Annotated in this window: 18 protein-coding genes; 2 read left to right on the top strand and 16 right to left on the bottom strand. The window is 69.6% G+C overall.

Annotated elements, in window-relative coordinates; translation table 11 throughout:
* Positions 1-360 precede the first annotated feature (360 nt).
* Positions 361-840: a (2Fe-2S)-binding protein gene (locus tag QFZ27_RS04545; protein WP_429224900.1), complete on the top strand. Its 480-nt coding sequence runs from the start codon at positions 361-363 to the stop codon at positions 838-840.
* Positions 840-3047: a xanthine dehydrogenase family protein molybdopterin-binding subunit gene (locus QFZ27_RS04540; RefSeq protein WP_429224899.1), complete on the top strand. Its 2208-nt coding sequence runs from the start codon at positions 840-842 to the stop codon at positions 3045-3047. Before QFZ27_RS04545 ends, QFZ27_RS04540 begins: the two co-directional genes overlap by 1 nt.
* Positions 3048-3107: 60 nt before the next feature.
* Here the strand turns inward: QFZ27_RS04540 and pnp are convergent, their stop codons facing one another.
* The 16 genes from pnp to miaB all read right to left on the bottom strand — a co-directional run bounded on the left by pnp (position 3108) and on the right by miaB (position 20938).
* The gene (pnp, locus tag QFZ27_RS04535) at positions 3108-5243 is read right to left on the bottom strand and encodes a polyribonucleotide nucleotidyltransferase (protein WP_429224898.1); all 2136 of its coding nucleotides are present in this window, start codon (positions 5241-5243) and stop codon (positions 3108-3110) included.
* A gap of 246 nt (positions 5244-5489) precedes the next feature.
* Positions 5490-5759, bottom strand: a complete 270-nt coding sequence (gene rpsO / locus QFZ27_RS04530; protein WP_395682772.1) for a 30S ribosomal protein S15 — start codon at positions 5757-5759, stop codon at positions 5490-5492.
* A 14-nt stretch (positions 5760-5773) separates the two neighbouring features.
* Positions 5774-6730 carry a tRNA pseudouridine(55) synthase TruB gene (truB, locus tag QFZ27_RS04525; RefSeq protein WP_429224897.1) on the bottom strand — a complete coding sequence of 319 codons (957 nt, stop codon included), beginning with the start codon at positions 6728-6730 and terminating at the stop codon, positions 5774-5776.
* On the bottom strand, positions 6720-7151 hold the full coding sequence (gene rbfA, locus QFZ27_RS04520) for a 30S ribosome-binding factor RbfA (RefSeq protein WP_429224896.1): 432 nt from the start codon (positions 7149-7151) through the stop codon (positions 6720-6722). Before rbfA ends, truB begins: the two co-directional genes overlap by 11 nt.
* Before the next feature lie 119 nt (positions 7152-7270).
* Entirely contained in the window at positions 7271-9961 is a 2691-nt protein-coding gene (gene infB, locus QFZ27_RS04515) for a translation initiation factor IF-2 (protein ID WP_429224895.1), read from the bottom strand.
* A 21-nt stretch (positions 9962-9982) separates the two neighbouring features.
* Positions 9983-10705, bottom strand: coding sequence for an RNA-binding protein (locus QFZ27_RS04510; RefSeq protein WP_429224894.1), 723 nt, complete (start codon positions 10703-10705; stop codon positions 9983-9985).
* Entirely contained in the window at positions 10678-12168 is a 1491-nt protein-coding gene (gene nusA, locus QFZ27_RS04505) for a transcription termination factor NusA (RefSeq protein ID WP_429224893.1), read from the bottom strand. Before nusA ends, QFZ27_RS04510 begins: the two co-directional genes overlap by 28 nt.
* A 14-nt stretch (positions 12169-12182) precedes the next feature.
* On the bottom strand, positions 12183-12731 hold the full coding sequence (gene rimP / locus QFZ27_RS04500; protein ID WP_429224892.1) for a ribosome maturation factor RimP: 549 nt from the start codon (positions 12729-12731) through the stop codon (positions 12183-12185).
* Positions 12732-12945: 214 nt separating this feature from the next.
* Complete coding sequence (gene trmB, locus QFZ27_RS04495; RefSeq protein WP_429224891.1) at positions 12946-13653, bottom strand: tRNA (guanine(46)-N(7))-methyltransferase TrmB; 708 nt, start codon at positions 13651-13653, stop codon at positions 12946-12948.
* Between the two features lie 4 nt (positions 13654-13657).
* Positions 13658-14824, bottom strand: coding sequence for a methionine adenosyltransferase (metK, locus tag QFZ27_RS04490; protein ID WP_429224890.1), 1167 nt, complete (start codon positions 14822-14824; stop codon positions 13658-13660).
* A gap of 100 nt (positions 14825-14924) precedes the next feature.
* The gene (locus QFZ27_RS04485; protein WP_429224889.1) at positions 14925-15398 is read right to left on the bottom strand and encodes a helix-turn-helix domain-containing protein; all 474 of its coding nucleotides are present in this window, start codon (positions 15396-15398) and stop codon (positions 14925-14927) included.
* A gap of 119 nt (positions 15399-15517) precedes the next feature.
* On the bottom strand, positions 15518-17149 hold the full coding sequence (gene lnt / locus QFZ27_RS04480; protein WP_429224888.1) for an apolipoprotein N-acyltransferase: 1632 nt from the start codon (positions 17147-17149) through the stop codon (positions 15518-15520).
* The gene (locus tag QFZ27_RS04475; RefSeq protein WP_429224887.1) at positions 17085-17990 is read right to left on the bottom strand and encodes a hemolysin family protein; all 906 of its coding nucleotides are present in this window, start codon (positions 17988-17990) and stop codon (positions 17085-17087) included. Before QFZ27_RS04475 ends, lnt begins: the two co-directional genes overlap by 65 nt.
* 4 nt (positions 17991-17994) lie before the next feature.
* Positions 17995-18519 (bottom strand): rRNA maturation RNase YbeY, encoded by a 525-nt coding sequence (gene ybeY, locus QFZ27_RS04470; RefSeq protein WP_429224886.1) that lies wholly within the window; start codon positions 18517-18519, stop codon positions 17995-17997.
* Positions 18516-19574 carry a PhoH family protein gene (locus tag QFZ27_RS04465; protein WP_429224885.1) on the bottom strand — a complete coding sequence of 353 codons (1059 nt, stop codon included), beginning with the start codon at positions 19572-19574 and terminating at the stop codon, positions 18516-18518. Before QFZ27_RS04465 ends, ybeY begins: the two co-directional genes overlap by 4 nt.
* A complete protein-coding gene (miaB, locus tag QFZ27_RS04460; protein ID WP_429224884.1) occupies positions 19571-20938 on the bottom strand; it encodes a tRNA (N6-isopentenyl adenosine(37)-C2)-methylthiotransferase MiaB in 1368 nt (455 codons plus the stop codon). Before miaB ends, QFZ27_RS04465 begins: the two co-directional genes overlap by 4 nt.
* Positions 20939-20955: the final 17 nt, after the last annotated feature.

Raw genomic sequence — 20955 nt, 5'->3', positions numbered from 1 at the left:
ATTTCAGGCTACGGTGAACAAGCTTCAATAGTAACAGACAAAAGCGGCGATCGATATGTAGTGGCTATACAGTATTTTGTGAGCATTGACATTGGCGCGGCGTTCAATACTCGGCTAAACACGCGACCGCATCACCCATCGATGCCAAGAACACGGCGAGCATGCAAATTGCCAACCCGGCTGTGTTATTTTCGTCTCCGGATGAGACTGGATGCCGCAGCAATGCGGTGTAAGGGGACGCGGGTCGGCGTCCCTGGCACAGTTGTACGACAACGGATCGTATCCTCACTCTCCCGAACACCGGACCCGGCTCGCAGCGGCGGCCGCCGCGCGTGCCCGGTCGCAGAGACGGAGCTGTCCATGGCTGTCGAACTGAACATCAATGGCCGGACCGAGCGGATCGACGCGCCGCCGGAGATGCCCCTGCTGTGGGCGCTGCGCGACGAGCTCGGGCTGGTCGGCACCAAATTCGGCTGCGGCGCCGGGCTGTGCGGCGCCTGCACCGTGCATCTCGACGGTGCCGCCGTGCGCGCCTGCCAGACCGCGATCGGCGATGTCGGTGGCGCCAAGATCGTGACCATCGAGGCGATCGGCGCCACCGATATCGGCGTCCGGCTGCAGCAGGCCTGGCTGGCCTTCGACGTGATGCAATGCGGCTACTGCCAGGCCGGGCAGATCATGTCCGCCGCGGCGCTGCTGGCGACCACCCCGGCGCCCGGCGACGACGACATCGACTCCGCCATGGCCGGCAATCTCTGCCGCTGCGGCACCTACACCCGGATCCGTGCCGCCATCCACAAGGCGGCCGAACGGAAGGCGGCGGAAGGGAGTGCCGGCTGATGGGATACCTCCTTCCTGAGGCCGGCCTGGGCCGGCGCGCTTTCCTCAAGGCCTCGCTGCTGGTCGGCGGCGGGCTCTTGATCGATGCCGCCCTGCCGCTTGCGGCGGCTGCCGCCGGTGGAGACGGCACGCTCGGCGCCTTCATCGTCATTGCCCCGGACGGGCGGGTGACGATCACCGGCAAGAATCCGGAGATCGGCCAGGGCATCAAGACATCGCTGCCGATGATCATCGCCGACGAGCTGGACGTCGACTGGGACCAGGTCACCGTCACCCAGGCGATGGTGAACGAGGCCGCCTATGGCCCGCAGACCGCCGGCGGCAGCCGGGCGACGCCGGCCAACTGGATGCCGCTGCGCCAGGTCGGCGCCGCGGCGCGGGCGCTGCTGGTCGACGCCGCGGCCAAGCGCTGGGGCGTGCCGGCCGACAGCATCACCACCCGCTCCGGCCGGCTGCTGCACGAAGCCACCGGGCGCAGCCTGGGATATGGCGAGGTGGCGGCCGAGGCCGCGGCGCTGCCGATGCCGGATCCAGGCAAGGTCCGGCTGAAGGACCCGGCGGAGTTCCGCATCATCGGCAAGCCGATCGGCGGTTGCGACAGCCCGAAGGTGGTACGCGGCGAGCCGATCTTCGGCATCGACACCCTGCTGCCCGGCATGCTGTACGCGGTGTTCGAGCGCTGCCCGGTGTTCGGCGGCACGCTGAAATCCGCCGATCTCGACGCCGCCCGCGGCCAACCCGGCGTGCGCCAGGCGTTCACGGTCAAGGGCAACGGCCGGCCGGAAAGCCTGGTCGACGGCGTCGCGATCCTGGCCACCAACTGGTGGCTGGCCAACCAGGCGCGGCAGGCGCTCAAGGTCGAATGGGACGAGGGCCCTGGTGCCGCCCAGAGCACCGAAGGCTACGACGCCCGGGCCAAGACCCTGTTCGACGGCACGCCGCAGGCCGAGCTGTTCCGCGCCGGTGACGTCGAGGGCGCGCTGGCCGGGGCCGCGAAGCGGATCACGGCGGACTACGCCTATCCGTATCTGTCGCACGCGCCGCTGGAGCCGCAGAACTGCACCGCCCTGTATCGCGAGGACGGCACGCTGGAGCTGTGGGCGCCGAGCCAGATGCCGCAGCGCGGCCGCGACCTGGTTGCCGAGGCGCTGGGGCTGAAGCCCGAGGCGATCACTATGCATATGCCGCGCATCGGCGGCGGCTTCGGCCGGCGGCTGATGAACGACTATGTGGTGCAGGCGGCGGCGATCGCGCGGCAGGTGCCGGGCACGCCGGTCAAGCTGCTCTGGACCCGGACCGAGGACATCCAGCACGATTTCTACCGTCCGGCCGGCTGGCACCGCTTCACCGCCGGTTTCGACGCGGCCGGCAAGCCGACCGTGTTCACCAGCCATTTCGTCACCCTGACCCGGGGCGGCAAGCCGGTGTCGGGCGGCGAGTTCGACTTCCAGGAGCTGCCGGCGCTGCTGACGCCGAACCTGCTGTTCGCCCAATCCGGCATCGACAGCGTGGTGCCGACCGGGCCGATGCGGGCGCCGCGGTCGAACGGCCTGGCCTGGGCCTACCAGTCCTTCCTGGACGAGGTGGCGCAGGCGGCCGGCACCGACCTGCCGACGCTGCTGCTCGGGCTGCTCGGCGAGCCCCGGGCGCTGCCGACGCGGCAGGGGTCGCAGGTGCAGTTCCACACCGGCCGGGCCCGCGGCGTGATCGAGAAGGTGCTGGCGATGTCCGGCTGGCCGGCCAAGCCGATGGCCGGCAGCGCCAAGGGCTTCGCCTTCTATTTCTGCCATCTCGGCTATTTCGCCGAGGTGGTGGAGGCGGCGGTGGCGCAAGACGGCACGGTGCGGGTGCCGCGGGTCTGGGTGGCCGGCGACATCGGCAGCCAGGTCGTCAACCCGTCGGGCGCCGAGAACCAGGTGCGCGGATCGGTGATCGACGGGCTCGGCCAGGCGCTGGGCGGCCTCGCGATCAAGCTGACCGGTGGGCGGATCGAGCAGGAGAACTTCGACACCTACCCGCTGCCGCGGATCCCGGGCACGCCGGACATCGCGGTCGAGTTCGTGCGAAGCGACTTCCCGCCGACCGGCCTGGGCGAGCCGGCGCTGCCGCCGGTGATCCCGGCGCTGTGCAACGCCGTCTTCGCCGTCACCGGCAAGCGGGTCCGGCAGCTGCCGCTGGACACCGCCGGCTTCACCCGGCCGGCCTAGGCGCAAACGAAAAGGGGCGGCCCGAAGGCCGCCCCCTGTCGTCTCCACTGAGGCGAAGCCTCAGAACGTCGTCTCCGGCTGCGACCGCGACTGCTCGTCGCGCGGCAGCTCGGCGCCGGTCTGCTGGTCGATGAACTTCATCGACAGCTTGATCTTGCCGCGGTCGTCGAAGCCCAGGACCTTGACCTTGACCTCGTCGCCGACCTTCAGCACGTCCGCCACCTTGGCAACGCGGCCGGGCCGCATCTCCGAGATGTGGACCAGGCCGTCGCGGCTGCCCAGGAAGTTGACGAAGGCGCCGAAATCGACCGCCTTCACCACCTTGCCGCTATAGACCTTGCCGACCTCGGGCTCGGCGACGATGCCCTTGATCCAGTTGATCGCCGCCTCGGCCGCCGTCTCGTCGACCGCCGCCACCTTGATGGTGCCGTCGTCCTCGATGTCGATCTTGGCGCCGGTGGTCTCGGTGATCTCGCGGATCACCTTGCCGCCGGTGCCGATGACTTCGCGGATCTTGTCCTTCGGGATCTGGAAGGTGGTGATGCGCGGGGCGTTCTTGTTGACCTCGCCGCGAGCCGCCGACAGCGCCTTGGACATCTCGCCCAGGATGTGGACGCGGCCTTCGCGCGCCTGCTCCAGCGCGATCTTCATGATCTCCTCGGTGATCGAGGTGATCTTGATGTCCATCTGCAGGCTGGTGATGCCGCGCTCGGTGCCGGCGACCTTGAAGTCCATGTCGCCGAGATGGTCCTCGTCGCCCAGGATGTCGGTCAGGACGGCGAAGCGGTCGCCCTCCTTGATCAGGCCCATGGCGATGCCGGCCACCGGGTTGGACAGCGGCACGCCGCCATCCATCAGCGCCAGCGACGAGCCGCAGACCGTGGCCATCGAGGACGAACCGTTCGACTCGGTGATCTCCGACACCACGCGGATGGTGTAGGGGAACTGCTCCTTGGACGGCAGCACCGGGTGGATCGACCGCCAGGCCAGCTTGCCGTGGCCGATCTCGCGACGGCCCGGGCTGCCCATGCGCCCCGCTTCACCGACCGAATACGGCGGGAAGTTGTAGTGCAGCATGAAGTTCTCGCGGTACTCGCCCTCGAGCGCGTCGATGATCTGCTCGTCCTGGCCGGTGCCCAGCGTGGTGACCACCAGCGCCTGGGTCTCGCCGCGGGTGAACAGGGCCGAGCCATGGGCCCGCTTCAGCACGCCGACTTCGGCGACGATCGGGCGGACCGTCTTGGTGTCGCGGCCGTCGATGCGCAGGCCGGTGTCCAGGACGTTGCCGCGGACGATGTCGCTCTCGAAATCCTTGAACACCTTGGCGCCGACGGCCAGCTCGGCCTCGTTGCCCTCGAGCAGGGCCAGCGCCTTCTGCTTGACCGCGTCGACCGCGGCGTAACGGTCCTGCTTGCGCACGATCTTGTAGGCGTCGCGCAACTCGCCAGCGACGGCCTGGAACTTGCCGCGGACGGCGGCGACCTCGGCCGGCTCCTCGGTCAGGGCCCAGGGCTCCTTGGCGCACAGCTCGGCCAGCTCGATGATCGCCTGGATCACCTGCTTGGCGGCGGCATGGCCGAAGGCGACGGCGCCGAGCATGATCTCCTCGGTCAGCTCATGCGCCTCGGATTCGACCATCAGCACGCCTTCGTCGGTGCCGGCGACCACGAGGTCGAGCTGGCTCTCGGCGGTCTGGGCGATCGTCGGGTTCAGCACGTACTGGCCGTCGATGTAGCCGACGCGGGCGGCGCCGATCGGGCCCAGGAACGGGATGCCCGAGATGGTCAGGGCGGCGGAGGCGCCGACCAGGGCCGCGATGTCCGGATCATTCTCCAGATCGTGGCTCAGCACCGTGGCGACGACCTGGGTCTCGTTGCGGTAGCTCGGGTGGAACAGCGGGCGGATCGGGCGGTCGATCAGGCGGCTGACCAGCGTCTCGTTCTCGGACGGGCGGCCTTCGCGCTTGAAGAAGCCGCCCGGGATCTTGCCGGCGGCGAACGCCTTCTCCTGATAGTTCACGGTCAGCGGGAAGAAGTCGAACTTCGACTTCTGCTTCGACCCGACCGCGGTGCAGAGCACGACGCTCTCACCATAGGTGACGAGTACGGCGCCGTCGGCCTGACGGGCGATCTTGCCCGTCTCGAGGACCAGCTTGCGGCCGCCCCAGTTGATCTCTTTGCGATAGATGTTGAACATCGCCTTTTTCCTTCATCGGACACCCCGTGCCGCAGCGGCCTATCGGGGTCGGGCCGCTCCATGCCGGGCCCGGGGGCTAAAAACGACAAGCGCCGCCGGCAGGGTTGCCGGCGGCGCCGATGTCACGAAATCAGAGACTCTCTTCCGATCGTCATCCCCGCGAAAGCGGGGATCTCGTCACGTCCAAAGCGGATGGAGATTCCCGCTTTCGCGGGAATGACGTGGAAAGGAGGGTGCATGCGTCTGTTAGCGACGCAGGCCGAGACGCTTGATGACCTCGTCGTAGCGCGCGACGCTCTTGCGCTTGAGATAGTCGAGCAGGCGGCGGCGGCGGCCGACCATGATCAGAAGACCCCGACGGCTGTGGAAGTCCTTCGAATGGGTCTTCAGGTGTTCGGTCAGGTTGGCAATGCGCTCGGACAGGATCGCGACCTGCACCTCCGGCGAACCGGTGTCCCCGGCCTTGGGGGCGTAGGCGCCAATGACTTCCTGCTTGCGCTCCGGCGTAATCGACATCGTGGTCTCCTGAATCAGAGGTTGAGGATGCGCACCGGCCGGATCTCGCCGCCGTCGATACGGGCCAGGGCCACGGGGGCGTCCCCGCAGGTGGCCAGAACGATGGCGTCCGGGTTGTCCGGATCGAGATCGAGGGCGGCGATCCGCTCCCGATCCGAGCGCCGTAGCAGCGTGACCGACTGGCCGTGCCGCATCCGTTGCGCTTCAGCTTCCGTCAGGGCCACCGCCGGGATGTCGTCCAGCGGGGTCTCGACCGGAAGCAGAATGCCGTCGAGGGCCGATTGCTCGGCCCCCGGGTGCTTGGCTAGCGCGTCGATATGCTCCAAGGGGATCGCGTCGTCAAGGCCGAAGGGCCCGACTCGCGTGCGGCGCAATGCGACGATGTGTCCCACCGTGCCGAGGGCGAGGGCGATGTCGCGGGCCAGGCCGCGCATATAGGCGCCCTTGCCGGACTGCACGTCGAAGGTGGCGTGGTCGCAGTCGGGGATCTCGGCCAGGCGCAGGTCGTCGATCCGGATCAGCCGCGGCGCCAGCTGCACCGCCTCGCCGGCGCGGGCCAGGTCGTAGGCGCGCTCGCCATCGACCTTGATCGCGGAGAAGGCCGGCGGCACCTGGCTGATCTCGCCGATGAAGCGCGGGATGATCGCGGCGATGGCGTCGGGGTCGGGGCGCATGTCGCTGGTCGCGGTGACCCGGCCTTCGGTGTCGTCGGTGTCGCGCGCCTCGCCCCAGCGCACGGTGAAGCGGTAGGTCTTCTCGCCGTCCATGGCGTAGGGCACGGTCTTGGTCGCCTCGCCCAGCGCGATCGGCAGGATGCCGCTGGCCAGCGGGTCCAGCGTGCCGGCGTGGCCTGCCTTCTCGGCGTCGAACAGCCGGCGGATGCGGCCGACCACCTGGGTCGAGGTGACGCCGACCGGCTTGTCGACCACCACCCAGCCATGGACTGGGCGGCCGCGCTTCCTACGCGCCATTGGTGTCGTCCGCCCTGTCGTCCGACGGCTCTTCGTCGTCGGACAGGTCGCGGGCGATCACGTCCTGGTGCAGCAGCGTGTTGATCTTCTGCGCATAGTCGAACGAGGTGTCGGCCTGGAAGCTGAGCTGGGGCGTGTGGCGCAGCCGGACGGTCTTCGCGACCAGGCCGCGCAGGAAGGATGCGGCACGGCGCAGCGCCGGCAGCACGACGTCCATCTTGTCGCCGTTCAGCGTGGTGACGAAGACGGTGGCGTGCTTCATGTCCGGGCTGGGCCGGACCTCGGAGACGGTGATCGAGACGCCGGCGAGGTCGGGGTCATGCATCTCGCCGCGCAGCAGGATGGCGGCCAGGGCGTGGCGCAGTTCCTCACCAACGCGCAGCTGGCGTTGGCTCGGGCCGTTGGCAGTGGTGTGTCGCATGGGGTCGTTCTCAAAACGCCGCGGTCCGGCATAGCCGGACCGGGGGAAGGATCCATCCGCCGCCGATCGAGGATAGTCCCGATCGGCGGCGGTGGTGCAGGAAATCAGGAAGTCCGGCTTTAGAGCTGCCGGATTTCCTCGACCAGCTCGAAGCACTCGATCACGTCGCCGGTGCGCATGTCGTCGTAATTCTCGAAGGCCATGCCGCATTCGTAGCCCTCGCGCACTTCGCGGACTTCGTCCTTGAAGCGCTTCAGGGTCTTCAGCGTGCCCTCGTGGATCACGACGTTGTCGCGCAGCAGGCGGACACCAGAACCGCGCTTGACCACACCGTTGGTGATCATGCAGCCGGCGACCTTGCCAACCTTGGTGATGTTGAACACCTCGCGGATCTCGGCATTGCCGATGTAGTTCTCGCGCATCTTCGGCGCCAGCAGGCCGGTCAGGGCCGCCTTCACGTCGTCGATCACGTTGTAGATGATCGAGTAGTAGCGGATCTCCACACCGTCGCGCTTGGCCATCTCCCTCGCCTGCGGGTTGGCGCGGACGTTGAAGCCGATCAGCATGGCGCCGGTCGAGGCGGCGAGGGTGACGTCGCTCTCGGTGATGGCGCCGACCGCGGAGTGCAGCACCCGCACCTTGACCTCGACATTGTCGCCCGCGGCCTTCTCCAGCGAACCGGCGATGGCTTCGACCGAACCCTGCACGTCACCCTTGATGATGACCGGCAGCTCCTTCGCCTCGCCTTCACGGATCTTCTCGAACATCTGCTCGAGCGAACCGCGCGCGGTGGCGACATGGGACGCCTCACGGCGCTTGCGGGTACGGAACTCGGTGATCTCGCGGGCCCGGCTTTCGCTGTCGACGACCACGAAGTCGTCGCCGGCGAGCGGCGTGCCGTTGAGACCCAGGACCTCGACCGGCTGGGCCGGGCCCGCCGATTTCAGGTTCTGGCCGCGATCGTCCAGCAGGGCACGCACGCGGCCCCATTCGCCGCCGGTGACGAAGATGTCGCCGACCTTGACGGTGCCGCGCTGGACCAGGACGGTCGCGACCGAACCGCGGCCGCGCTCCAGCTTCGCCTCGATCACCGAGCCTTCGGCCGGACGATCCGGATTGGCCTTGAGGTCGAGCACCTCGGCCTGCAGCAGGATCGCCTCGACCAGCTTGTCGAGACCGGCGCCGGTCTTGGCCGAAACCGGGACGTCGAGCGTTTCGCCGCCCATGTCCTCGACCACGATCTCGTGCTGCAGCAGCTCGGTGCGCACGCGTTCCGGCTTGGCGTCGGGCAGGTCGATCTTGTTGATCGCGACGATGATCGGCACCCCTGCCGCGCGGGCGTGGCGGATGGCTTCGACCGTCTGCGGCATGACGCCGTCATTGGCGGCCACCACCAGCACGACGATGTCCGTGGTGTTGGCGCCGCGGGCCCGCATCTCGGTAAAGGCGGCGTGGCCCGGAGTGTCGATGAAGGTGACGCGCTGGCCCGATTCGACCTGCACCTGGTAGGCGCCGATGTGCTGGGTGATGCCGCCGGCCTCGCCGGACACCACATTGGTGTGCCGCAGCGCATCCAGCAGCGAGGTCTTGCCGTGGTCGACATGGCCCATGATGGTCACGACCGGGGGCCGCGGCTGCAGGTTCTCTGCCTCGTCCTCGTCGCCGCGCAGGCCGATCTCGACGTCGGATTCGGCCACGCGCTTTACCTTATGTCCAAATTCCGCGACCACCAGTTCGGCGGTATCGGCATCGATCGACTGGGTGATGGTGGCCATCACGCCCATGCGCATCAGTGACTTGACCACGTCGCCGCCGCGCTCGGCCATGCGGTTGGCCAGCTCCTGCACGGTGATCACCTCGGGGATGATCACCTCGCGGGAGAACTTCTCCTGGTTCTGGCTCAGCTGGGCCAGGCGCTCGCGTTCGCGGGCCCGGCGCATCGCCGCCAGGCTGCGGCCGCGAGTCTCGCCGTCGTCGCTGAGGGCCTGAACCACCGTCATCTTGCCGGAGCGGCGCTTCGGCTCGGACTTGCCGGGGCCGGGGGCGCGCCGGGGCGGGCTGGCCGGCGCACCGCGACCAGGCAAGGCGCCGCGGCCGGCAGGGGCACCGCGACCAGGGCCGCTGCTGCGACGGCGGCTGTCCTCTTCATCATCGGCCGTGGCGGGGACACCGCGCACCGGCTCGGCCGGGGCCCGGGCCGCAGCGGCCTGACCGGAACGGTCGGCCGCCGCCTTGCGGCGCGCGTCCTCGGTGGCGCGCTCGGCGTCACGGCGCTTCTGCTCCTCGTCGAGCAGGAAGCGCTCCTCGTCGATCTTGCGCTTGGCCTCGCTCTCGATGGCGTTGAGCTCTTCCAGCTCGCGCCGGCGCAGAGACGCGGGATCGAGCGGGGCGGCCGGCTCCGGCGCAACCTCGACGACCTCGGACTCCTCTGCCTCGAAGGCCTCGGGCTCCGGCAGGTGCCGGCGGGCCTCCTCCTCGCGCAGGGCGACCTGCAGGGCGCGCTGCCGCGCCTCGCGCTCGGCCTGCGAGAGGACCCGTCCACCCAGCATGCCACCACCGCCGCCACCACCACGGGCGCTGCGGCCGGGCTGGCCTTCGGCCGCCCGCCGTGCCGCCGCGCCGCCATCGGCGAGGGCCGTGTTGGTGCCGCCGCGCTGGCGCTTGACCTCGACGGTCACCGCCTTGGAGCGGCCGTGGCTGAATTGCTGGCGCACCTGGCCCCCATCACCCGGCTTTCCACCGAGGGTGAGCTTGGGCTTCGCACTGCCCAGCGACAGCGTCTTGCGATCCTGTTCCTTGCTATCCGTCATATCGTCCAGCGTGATCCGCCGCTATCCCTGCACAGAGAAGGCCGGCGCGGCATTCGATGCCTCGTCGACCACACCACGTCCAGCCGGTCCGTCGGCTCGACCACGAATTCCGTTCAGCCGCGCCGCTTCCGCGACCAGCCGCTTCGCCAGCCCGCCGCGAGCAATCGCAGCGTGTACCATGCGGTCCCGGGCAAAGGCCATCCCGAGTGCGTCGGCGGAGAAGATCTCCACAATTGCCGGCACCGGCCGGACCGCGGCGGCCAGGGCTGCCAGCTTGGCTCGCCCGTCCGCCGCACCGTCCGATGCTGCCAGCAGCACCGCGGCGCGGCCCTCGGCCAGCCACGCGTGCACTTTCTCATATCCGGCCACCGCCTGTCCCGCCCGGCGTGCCATCCCGATAAGATCGATGCAGCTCCGATGCAAGAGCGCTTCGATCCGGTCGATCAGATCATCCGGGGCGCGGACCGACTGGCGCGCCGCCTTGGCGAACAGGCCCTTGGCCTGGGCCCGCCGCAGCGCCTCGCGCTCGGCGGACACCCACAGGCCGCGGCCCGGCAACCGTTCCGCCAGGTCGGGCACAACCTCGCCGTCCGGGCCGACGACGAAGCGAATCAGCTCCACCTTCGGCCGCACGGTTCCGGTCGCGATGCAGCGCCGCTCGGGCCCTTCGGCCTCGGGCAGGTCTGCGTCCTCGGGGAAAATGGCGGTCGGGTCGCTCAGGCCTTCTCCTCCTCCTCGAACCAATGCGCCCGCGCCTGCATGATCAGGGCGTTGGCATCGTCGAGGGAAATCGTCTTTTCGCCGAGAATCTCGACCAGCTCGTCGCCGGCCAGATCCGCCAAATCGTCCAGGGTCTTGACCCCGTTCTCGCCGAGCTTGACCAGGATCGCCGGAGTCAATGCCTCCAGCGCCGCCAGGTCGTCGGCCACGCCGAGCTCCTTATACCGCAAGGTCAGCAGCCGGTCGCGCTCCTCGAGCCAGCGCAGCGCGCGCTCCTGCAGCTCGCCGGCCACGCCCTCGTCGAAGCCTTCGATCTCCGCCAGCTCGTCGAGCGGCGTGTAGGCGATCTCTTCGACCTGGCGGAAGCCCTCGGCCACCAGGAGATGGGCGATGACATCGTCGACGTCCAGGGCCTCCATGAACAATTCGCTGCGCAGCTTGGTCTCTTCCTGGCGGCGCTCGCTCTCCTCGGCCTCGGTCAGGATGTCGATGTCCCAGCCGGTCAGCATCGAGGCGAGGCGGACATTCTGGCCGCGGCGGCCGATCGCCAGCGACAGCTGGTCGTCCGGCACCACCACCTCGATCCGGTTCTGGGTGTCGTCGAGCACGACCTTGGCCACCTCGGCCGGGGCCAGGGCGTTGACCACGAAGGTGGCGGCGTCCCCGGACCAGGGGATGATGTCGATCTTCTCGCCCTGCAGCTCGCCGACCACGGCCTGGACGCGGCTGCCGCGCATGCCGACGCAGGCACCGACCGGGTCGATCGAGCTGTCCTTGGAGATCACCGCGATCTTGGCGCGGCTGCCCGGGTCGCGGGCCACCGACTTGATCTCGATGATGCCGTCATAGATCTCCGGCACTTCCATGGCGAACAGCTTGGCCATGAACTGGCCATGGGTGCGCGACAGGAAGATCTGCGGCCCGCGCGGCTCCTCGCGCACGTCGTAGATGAAGGCGCGGACACGGTCGCCGACCTTGAAATGCTCGCGCGGCAGCAGCTCGTCGCGGCGGATGACACCCTCGGCCCGGCCGAGGTCGACCGTGACGTTGCCGTATTCGACACGCTTGACCGAGCCGTTGACGATCTCGTCGACGCGGTCCTTGTATTCCTCGAACTGGCGGTGGCGCTCGGCCTCCCGCACCTTCTGCACGATCACCTGCTTCGCCGTCTGGGCGGCGATGCGGCCGAAATCGATCGGCGGCAGGTCGTCGACGATGAAGTCGCCGACCTTCTTGTCCGGCCAGCGCTTGGCCGCATCCTTGGCGTCCAGCTGCGTGGCCTCGTCCTCGACCGTCTCGACGATCTGGCGGTAGCGGCGCAGCTCGATATCGCCCGACTTGCGGTTGATATAGGCGCGGATGTCATGCTCATGGCCGTATTTGGAGCGGCCGGCCTTCTGGATGGCCTGCTCCATCGCGGTCAGCACCTCGTCGCGATCGATGCTCTTCTCGCGGGCCACGACATCGGCAACGTGCAGCAGTTCCATAGCCTTGGGCGTTCCTATGCGTCTTGGGTGTCGGGCTGGGCGGCAGCTGCGGCGGCCTCGGCCTGCTCGACCTCTGCGGCAGCGGCGTCGATCAAGGCGTCGGTGAGGAGCAGCTTCGCCCGCTGGATCTCGGCAAAGGGCAGCCGCACCGGCTCCTCCCCGATCTCCTCGGACCGCAGCAGCACCGTCTCGCCCTCGATCCCGGCCAGGACACCGCGGAAGCGCTTGCGGCCGTCGACCGGAACCCGCGTCTCGAGCCGCGCCTCGTGGCCGAGGAAGCGCTCATAGTCGACGGGCCGGGTCAGCGGACGGTCGATGCCGGGGGAGGAGACCTCGAGCGTATAGGCGGTCTTGATCGGATCCTCGACATCGAGGATGGCCGACACCGCGCGGCTGATCTCGGCGCAGTCTTCCACGGTCATGCCGCGGCGGTCGATCCGCTCCGCCATGATCTGAAGCTGCGGCCTGTGCTCGCCGCCGGTCATGAGAACACGCACGACCTCATAGCCCATCGCTTCGAGCGACGGCGCCACGATCGTGCGCACCTGATCCACTTGCGTCATCCTCTCCGGCATTCCCCGCGTCCAGAGCCTTGGAAAGCCGTCACCACAACGAAAAAAGGCGGGCCGCAGCCCACCCTCTCATTCGTTTGACCGAACCATAGTCAAGTCAAACGCTATGGGTAACTGGGGTGATATATAGCGATCCACGACAAATACGCAACCTGATTCGGCTGGGAAGACGCGATCGGGATCCCACGGCCCGGCGGAAGGGCCGCTAGTCCCGCGGCCGGCGGCGGAAGCGCAGGTAATAGGGCCGGCCGTGCAGGGCCTTCTCCTCGTAGCGGGTCGGCGGCCAGTCGGCCGGCCGTTCGCGCCAGTCGGCCGGCCCCTCGGCGGTCCAGGCGAAGGCGGGGTTGCGGCGGACGCGCTCCAGCGACCAGTCCAGCAGCGGCGCGTCGTCGGTGGCGATGCGCAGCTCGCCGCCGTCCTGCAGCAGCCGGGCGAGGTCGGCCACGATGTCGTCCTGGATGAAGCGGCGATTGTGGTGGCGCAGCTTCGGCCAGGGGTCGGCGAACAGCAGGAACAGGCGGCCGACCGAGCCGTCCGGCAGCCGGTCCAGCAGCGGCCGCGCGTCATCGGCCCAGACCCTGACCATGTCCAGGCCGTCGCGCTCCACCGCCGCCAGCAGCGTCGACATGCCGTTGATGAAGGGCTCGCAGCCGACGAAGCCGACATCCGGATGATGCGCCGCCTGCCAGGCCAGGTGCTCGCCGGCGCCGAAGCCGATCTCGACCCACAGCTCGCGCGGCGGGCGCGGGAACAGGGCGGCCGGGTCCAGCGCGCCGCCGTCCTCGGGCAACGCCACCGTCAGCCGCGGCAGCAGGGTGTCGATCAAAGCAGCGCGGCCGGCGCGGAGCTTTCGCCCCTGGCGCCGGCCGTGGAAGTGGCGGCGCCTCTCAGCGCCGCCGTCGGGCTCGGTCATCGGATCAGAAGGCGGAGCGCAGGTCGTCCACCAGGTCCGTCCGCTCCCACGAGAAGCCGCCATCGGCCTCCGGGTTACGGCCGAAATGGCCGTAGGAGGAGGTGCGGGCGTAGATCGGCCGGTTCAGGCCGAGATGGGTGCGGATGCCGCGCGGGCTGAGATTGACCAGCTGCTGCAGCACGTCCGACAGCTTGTCCTCGTCGACCCGGCCGGTGCCCTGGGTGTCGATGTAGACCGACAGCGGATGGGCGACGCCGATGGCGTAGCTGAGCTGGATCACGCAGCGCTCGGCCAGCTCGGCCGCGACCACGTTCTTGGCCAGGTAGCGCGCGGCATAGGCGGCCGAGCGGTCGACCTTGGTCGGGTCCTTGCCAGAGAACGCGCCGCCGCCATGCGGGGCCGCACCGCCATAGGTGTCGACGATGATCTTGCGGCCGGTCAGGCCGGCGTCACCGTCCGGGCCGCCGATGACGAAGCGGCCGGTCGGGTTGACGTAGAAATGCGGCTCGTCGCACATCCAGCCATCCGGCAGGACCGACAGCACATAGGGGCGCACGATCTCGCGCACCTCGTTCTGGTCCAGGCCTTCGGCATGCTGGGTCGAGACCACCACCGAGGTGGCGGCGACCGGACGGCCGTTCTCATAGCGCAGCGAGACCTGCGCCTTGGCGTCGGGGCCGAACTGCGGCGCCTTGCCGGAGTGGCGGGCGTCGGCCAGGGACTTCAGGATCTGGTGCGAGAACTGGATCGGCGCCGGCATCAGCGCTTCGGTCTCGCGGCAGGCGTAGCCGAACATGATGCCCTGGTCGCCGGCGCCCTCGTCCTTGTTGCCGGCTGCGTCGACGCCGACGGCGATGTCGGCCGACTGCTGGTGCACCAGCACGTCGACCTGGGCGTTGCGCCAGTGGAAGCCGTCCTGCTCATAGCCGATGTCGCGCACCGCCTGGCGGGCCGCGTTCTCCAGCAGATCGGGGGTGATCGAAGCCGGGCCCCGAACCTCGCCGGCGATCACCACCCTGTTGGTCGTTGCCAGCGTCTCGACCGCGACCCGGGCCTCGGGATCGGCACCGAGATAAAGATCGACGATGGAATCCGAAATGCGGTCGCAAACCTTGTCGGGGTGCCCTTCCGAGACCGATTCGCTGGTGAAGATGTAGTTGCCTTTGGCCACGTCGAACCCCTGGCTGCCATGAATGATGGGTGTGAAAACGTCGTACGGCGGCGACCGGGCTTTTTCGCAGGGGCCACGGGCGCGGTCAAGTGCAGGAGATTCAGCTGTCCTCGCCGCCGGTCTCGTCGGCCCGGGCCCCGGACATGGCCTTGAGCAGGTCCAGCACGCGCCGGCGGGTCGCATGGTCCTCCACCCGGTAATAGGCGCGGATCAGCTCCAGCGTCTCGCGGCGCTGCATCGGGTCGGGTCCGGCGTCGTAGGGCTCGGCCTCCTCGGCCAGGCCCGGCACCGAAGCTCCGGCCAGCGGCGGCGCGTCCTCGAAGAAGAAATCGACCGGCACCTCCAGCACCCGGCTGAGCTGGTGCAGGCGGCTGGCGCCGATGCGGTTGGAGCCGTGCTCGTATTTCTGAATCTGCTGGAAGGTCAGGCCGATCGCCGTCGCCAGCCTGGCCTGGCTGAATCCCAGCAGGGTCCGCCGGAGGCGGATGCGGCCGCCGATATGCATGTCGAGCGGGCTGGGTTCGTCATTCCGCGGACGACCACGGGGCCGTTTCGGGGCGTCGGGTGCGGCCACGCACTACTCCGCAGCAATTTGCAAGGGGCCGGGTGCGATCGTTTCGCGAGGCGCGCATCCTAATGCGCGAAGCCGGGCAACATCAAGGCAGTCTGGGGGGCGGCCGGGAGTACGATCGATCAAGCCCGCCGTCCGATGCGGCCGGCCAGCAGCCCCAGGAGCAGCAGCAGCCAGAAGCCGGCGTCGCCCCAGCGGACATAGGGCGTCGCCGGCAGCGCTGCCGGCAGGGCGGCGTCGAGGATGCCGGCCTGACCCAGGGCGAGCTCGTCCTTGACCCGGCCATAGGCGTCGACCACGCCGCTGATGCCGGTGTTGGCGGCGCGCACCAGCGGCAGCCCTTCCTCCACCGCGCGGGTCTGGGCGATGGCGAAATGCTGGTGCGGCCCGCTGGTGTGCCCGTACCAGCCGTCATTGGTGACGTTCAGCATCCAGCCCGGCCGCTGGGCGGCCGGATCCACCACGGCGCCGGGGAAGATCGCCTCGTAGCAGATCTGCGGGCTGACCGGCGGCAGGCCGGGCAGGTCGATGGTGCGCGGCCCCGGCCCGGGCGAGAAATCGACCGACCCGGCGGTGATCTTCTCGATGCCGAAGGGCGCCAGCAGCGCGCGCAGCGGCACATACTCGCCGAATGGCACCAGATGCGCCTTGTCATAGGTGGCCAGGATCGTGCCGGCGCGGTCGACCGCGTAGATGCTGTTCCAGGCCTCCAGCGGCTCGGTGCCGTAGGGCGTGGCCCGGGTGGCACCGACCAGGGCCAGGGCCCCGGGCGGCAGGATCGCGCCGAGCGCCTTCTGCGCCTCGGGCTCCCAGGACAGGGTGAAGGGCACCGCGGTCTCGGACCAGATCAGGGCGGAGACATGCTCGATCCCCGGCGCAGCTGACATCGCCAGCTGCTTGTTGAAGTTCTCGATCCGCTTCTCGCCGGACCATTTGTCGGCCTGGGAGATGTTTGGCTGCACCAGGCGCAGGGTCACGCCGGGCACCACGGCGCCGTCATCGCCCGCCAGGCGCCAGTCGCCCCAGCCGGCGATCGCCGCGAACAGGGCGATGCCGGCGGCGGTGGCCGCGAAGCCCTGCCGCCGCGGGCCGGCCAGCGTCGCCGGCAGGGTGGCGGCGGCCACGGTCAGGAGGCTCAGCCCGTAGATGCCGATCACCGAGGCGCCCTGCAGCACCGGCAGCCAGCCGACCCAGGTGTAGCCGATCAGGTTCCAGGGGAAGCCGGTCAGGACATGGCCGCGCAGCCATTCCGCCAGGCCCCAGGCGACGGCCAGGGCCAGCGGCCCGCCCCAGCCGGCGCGGCGCAGCCCGTAAAAGCCGAGCCCGGCCAGGCCGGTGAAAATCCCGAGCAGCGCCGGCAGGCCGGCCATGGCGAAAGGGATCATCCAGAAGAAGCGTGGGTCGACGGTCAGCGCCCAGGACACCCAGTACAGGCCGGGCACGAAGAAGCCGAAGCCGAAGGCCCAGCCGGTCAGGAAGGCGGACCAGCCGCCGCGGGCGCCGGCCAGCAGCCAGAACAGGCCGGGAAAGGCCAGCCACAGCAGCGGCGCGGCGTAAAGCGGCGGCACCGACAGGCTGGCCACGACGCCGAGGCCGACAGCGGTCCCGAAGCGGCGCCAGCGGCCGAGCCCGGCGATGCGGGCGGCGAGGCGTTCGATACCAGGACCGGGCCGCGGCCCGGCCGTGACCTCACGCAGCGTCGGCGCCGTCCTTGCGGCGGATGCGGAGGCGCTTGATCCGGCGCGGATCGGCATCGATCACCTCGAACTCGAACCCCTTGGGGTGGGTCAACAGCTCCCCCCGCGCCGGAATCCGGCCGGCGAGGGCGAAGACGAGGCCGCCGAGCGTGTCGATGTCGTCGCGCTCATCCTCCTCCAGCATCGCGCCGACCTTGGCCTCGAAGGCCTCGATCGGCAGGCGGGCATCGGCGATCAGCGTGCCGTCCGGCTTCTCGACCAGCTGCGGCGGCTCGTCGATATCGTGCTCGTCCTCGATCTCGCCGACGATCTCCTCGACCAGATCCTCGATCGTGACCAGCCCGTCGATGCCGCCGAACTCATCAATCACCAGCGCCATGTGCTGGCGCTTCTCGCGCATCTGCAGCAGCAGGTCGAGCACCGGCATCGACGGTGCGACGATCTGGACCGGTCGCAGGATCTCGGTCAGCGACTTCGGCGCGTCGACGTCGCCGGCCCCGGTCCGGCTCAGTGCCGCGACCACGTCCTTGACGTGGATCATGCCCAGCGCGTCATCCAGGTTGTCGCGATAGACCGGCATCCGGCTGTGCGCCTCGCGCGCCAGGATGTCGAGCACGCCGGGCAGGGGCGTGCCGACCTCGACCCCGACGATGTCGGCCCGCGGCACCATCACGTCGATGGCGGTGCGGCCGCGCAGCCGCAGGATGTTGCCCAGCAGCATCCGCTCATGCCGGGCGATCGGGGCCTCGTCCTCGCCCTCGTCGCCGTCCTCGATCAGCTCCTCGATGGTCTCGCGCCAATCCTCCTCGCTCTTGCCGCGCAGCAGGCCACGCAGCCAGCTGCGCAGCGGAGTCGCGTCGGAGGAGCGGGAAGGTCGGCCGGAAGAGGTGTCGGACATGGCCTCAGGCAGGTGGGTCGGAATAGGGATCGGCAATGCCGAAGCGGGCCAGGATCGCGGTCTCGATCCGCTCCATCGCCTCGGCCTCGGCATCGGTCATGTGGTCGTGGCCCAGCAGGTGCAGGATACCATGGACCACCAGGTGGCGGGCATGGTCCGCGGGGGCCTTGCTGTCCCGCGTCGCCTCGGCCAGCACCGTCTCCAGCGCCAGCACGACATCGCCCAGCACCAGCGGGGCGCCCGGAAAGTCGGGCTCGTCCGCCTCGGTCAGGGCGAAGGACAGCACGTTGGTCGGGGCGTCCTTGCCGCGATAGTCTCGGTTCAGCCGCTGCACCGTGGCGTCGTCGGCGAACACCACCGACAGCTCGGCCGGGCGGCCGGGCTCGATCGCGGCGCCGGGACCGGTCCCGGCGGCGACCGTGGCCTCGACGAGGGGCTCAAGGGCGGCAGTGAGGGTGTCCTCGTCGGCGAAGTCGGGGCCGAGCGCCGACCAGCCGGACGCGTCGATGCCGACGGCGAGGTCGATCATGGCTGCGGCTTCCGGGCGCGGTCCGCCGCCTCATAGGCGCGCACGATGCGGGCCACCAGCGGATGGCGCACCACGTCGCGGTCGGTGAAGCGGACGACGCGGATGCCTTCGGTCCCGTCCAGAATCTCCAGCGCGTCGACCAGGCCGGATTTGTCGCCGGGGCGCAGGTCGATCTGGCTGATGTCGCCGGTGATCACCATGCGGCTGGCCTCGCCCATGCGGGTCAGGGCCATCCGCATCTGCATCACCGTGGTGTTCTGCGCCTCGTCCAGGATGACGAAGGCATGGGCCAGGGTGCGGCCGCGCATGAAGGCCAGCGGCGCGATCTCGATCACGCCGGTCTCCATGTGCTTGGCCACCTGCTCGGCCGGCAGCAGGTCGTAGAGCGCGTCGTAGAGCGGGCGGAGATAGGGGTCGACCTTCTCCTTCATGTCGCCGGGCAGGAAGCCCAGCCGCTCGCCGGCCTCGACCGCCGGGCGCGACAGCACGATGCGGTCGACCCGTCCGGCGATCAGCATCGACACCGCCTGGGCGACGGCGAGATAGGTCTTGCCGGTGCCGGCCGGGCCGACGCCGAATACCATCTCGCTCTGCGCCAGCGCCTCGATGTACTCCGCCTGGGTCGGCGAGCGCGGGCCGATGCGCTTGCGCCGGGTGACGATGGCGCCGTCGGATTTCAGCAGGGCGTCGCGCAGCGGCGCCCCGTCGCCGGCCGGCGCGTCGCGCACCAGCCGGATCACGCCGTCGATGTCGGCGCCGGTGACGCCCTGGCCTTGGGACAGGCGCTGCCACAGCGTCTCCAGCACCAGCCGTGCCTGCTCCACCGGCTCGGCCGGTCCCTTGATGGTGACGGTGTTGCCGCGCGAGGCCAGCGATACGCCGAGCTGGTGCTCGATCCGCAGCAGATGGGTGTCGTGCTCGCCATACAGCAGCGGCAGCAGCCGGTTGTCGTCGAAGCTGATCTCAGAGCGCTGGGTCGCGGGCTTGGCCCCGGGCTTGGTCCCGGTCCTCGACTGGGCCGGCATCAGCCCGGAATTCTCTAAGTCGCGCGTCACGCCGCCTCCTCCGCATCGGCCAGCACGACGGTGCCGGCCAGGCTCAGCAGCTTGCCCTCGGTGATGCGGACCGGCTGGACGGTTCCGAGCAGCCGGGCCGGCGCGTCGAGATGCACCGACTGCATCCACGGGCTGCGGCCCTGCAGCTGGCCGGGCCGGCGGCCCTGGCGGTCCAGCAGCACCGGCATCACGTGCCCGGCCATGCCCTGGTTGAAGGCGGCCTGCTGCGCCCACAGCAGCTGCTGCAGCGCCTGCAGCCGCTCGTCCTTCGCCGCCTCGGGCAGTTGATCGTCCAGCGCCGCGGCCGGGGTGCCGGGGCGGGCGCTGTACTTGAAGCTGTAGGCCTGGGCGAAGCCGATCTCGGTCACCAGCTTCAGCGTGTCGGCGAAGTCGCGGTCGGTCTCGCCCGGGAAGCCGACAATGAAGTCGGAGGACAGGGCCAGGTCCGGCCGCGCGGCGCGCAGCCGGTCGACGGTGCGGCGGTACATGTCGCCGTCATGCTTGCGGTTCATCACCGCCAGGATGCGGTCCGATCCGCTCTGCACCGGCAGGTGCAGGAACGGCATCAGCTGCGGCACGTCGCGATGGGCGGCGATCAGGTCGTCGTCCATGTCGCGCGGATGGCTGGTGGTGTAGCGGATGCGGTCGAGGCCGTCGATCTCGGCCAAAGCGCGGATCAGTCGGCTCAAGCCCCAGACCGACCCGCCCGGCCCGTCGCCATGAAAGGCGTTGACGTTCTGGCCCAGCAGGGTGATCTCGCGGGCGCCGGCGGTAACCAGGCGGCGCGCCTCGCCCAGGACGCCGGCGACATCCCGCGAATATTCGGCCCCGCGGGTGTAGGGCACGACGCAGAAGGTGCAGAACTTGTCGCAGCCCTCCTGCACCGACAGGAAGGCCGATGCGCCCTGCACGCCTTGCTCGCCGGGCAAGTGGTCGAACTTGCTCTCGACCGGGAAGTCGGTGTTGACCAGCGGCTTGCCGGCCTGGCGGTGGGCGCGGGCCACCATCTCCGGCAACTGGTGGTAGGTCTGCGGCCCGAACACCATGTCGACCCACGGGGCGCGGCGGGCGATCTCCTCGCCCTCGGCCTGGGCGACGCAGCCGGCGACGGCAACGATCATCGGCTCCTCCCCGGTCTTCGCCTGCTTGTGCGGGCGCAAGCGGCCGAGGTCGGAGAACACCTTCTCCGTCGCCTTCTCGCGGATGTGGCAGGTGTTGAGGATGACCATGTCGGCCCCCTCCGGGCTGTCGGCCAGGGCATAGCCGAGCGGGGCCAGGATGTCCGCCATACGACCGCTGTCGTAGACGTTCATCTGGCAGCCCCAGGTCTTGATGAACAGCTTCTTGCTGGCTGCGGTGGTCACGCGCGCGGGTCCGATCC

Source organism: Inquilinus ginsengisoli (assembly GCF_050434925.1).
Classification (GTDB): domain Bacteria; phylum Pseudomonadota; class Alphaproteobacteria; order DSM-16000; family Inquilinaceae; genus Inquilinus; species Inquilinus ginsengisoli_B.
This window is presented reverse-complemented; position numbering and strand designations above follow the sequence as displayed.

Bases quoted from the DNA above. Each gene is read 5' to 3' on its own strand.
- rbfA (WP_429224896.1), bottom strand. From the start codon at position 7,151: ATGCGACACACCACTGCCAACGGCCCGAGCCAACGCCAGCTGCGCGTT.
- ybeY (WP_429224886.1), bottom strand. From the start codon at position 18,519: ATGATCGACCTCGCCGTCGGCATCGACGCGTCCGGCTGGTCGGCGCTC.
- truB (WP_429224897.1), bottom strand. From the start codon at position 6,730: ATGGCGCGTAGGAAGCGCGGCCGCCCAGTCCATGGCTGGGTGGTGGTC.
- QFZ27_RS04545 (WP_429224900.1), top strand. From the start codon at position 361: ATGGCTGTCGAACTGAACATCAATGGCCGGACCGAGCGGATCGACGCG.
- QFZ27_RS04475 (WP_429224887.1), bottom strand. From the start codon at position 17,990: ATGTCCGACACCTCTTCCGGCCGACCTTCCCGCTCCTCCGACGCGACT.
- pnp (WP_429224898.1), bottom strand. From the start codon at position 5,243: ATGTTCAACATCTATCGCAAAGAGATCAACTGGGGCGGCCGCAAGCTG.
- rimP (WP_429224892.1), bottom strand. From the start codon at position 12,731: ATGACGCAAGTGGATCAGGTGCGCACGATCGTGGCGCCGTCGCTCGAA.
- lnt (WP_429224888.1), bottom strand. From the start codon at position 17,149: ATGCCGATCCGCGCCGGATCAAGCGCCTCCGCATCCGCCGCAAGGACG.
- QFZ27_RS04540 (WP_429224899.1), top strand. From the start codon at position 840: ATGGGATACCTCCTTCCTGAGGCCGGCCTGGGCCGGCGCGCTTTCCTC.
- nusA (WP_429224893.1), bottom strand. From the start codon at position 12,168: ATGGAACTGCTGCACGTTGCCGATGTCGTGGCCCGCGAGAAGAGCATC.
- rpsO (WP_395682772.1), bottom strand. From the start codon at position 5,759: ATGTCGATTACGCCGGAGCGCAAGCAGGAAGTCATTGGCGCCTACGCC.
- infB (WP_429224895.1), bottom strand. From the start codon at position 9,961: ATGACGGATAGCAAGGAACAGGATCGCAAGACGCTGTCGCTGGGCAGT.
- trmB (WP_429224891.1), bottom strand. From the start codon at position 13,653: ATGACCGAGCCCGACGGCGGCGCTGAGAGGCGCCGCCACTTCCACGGC.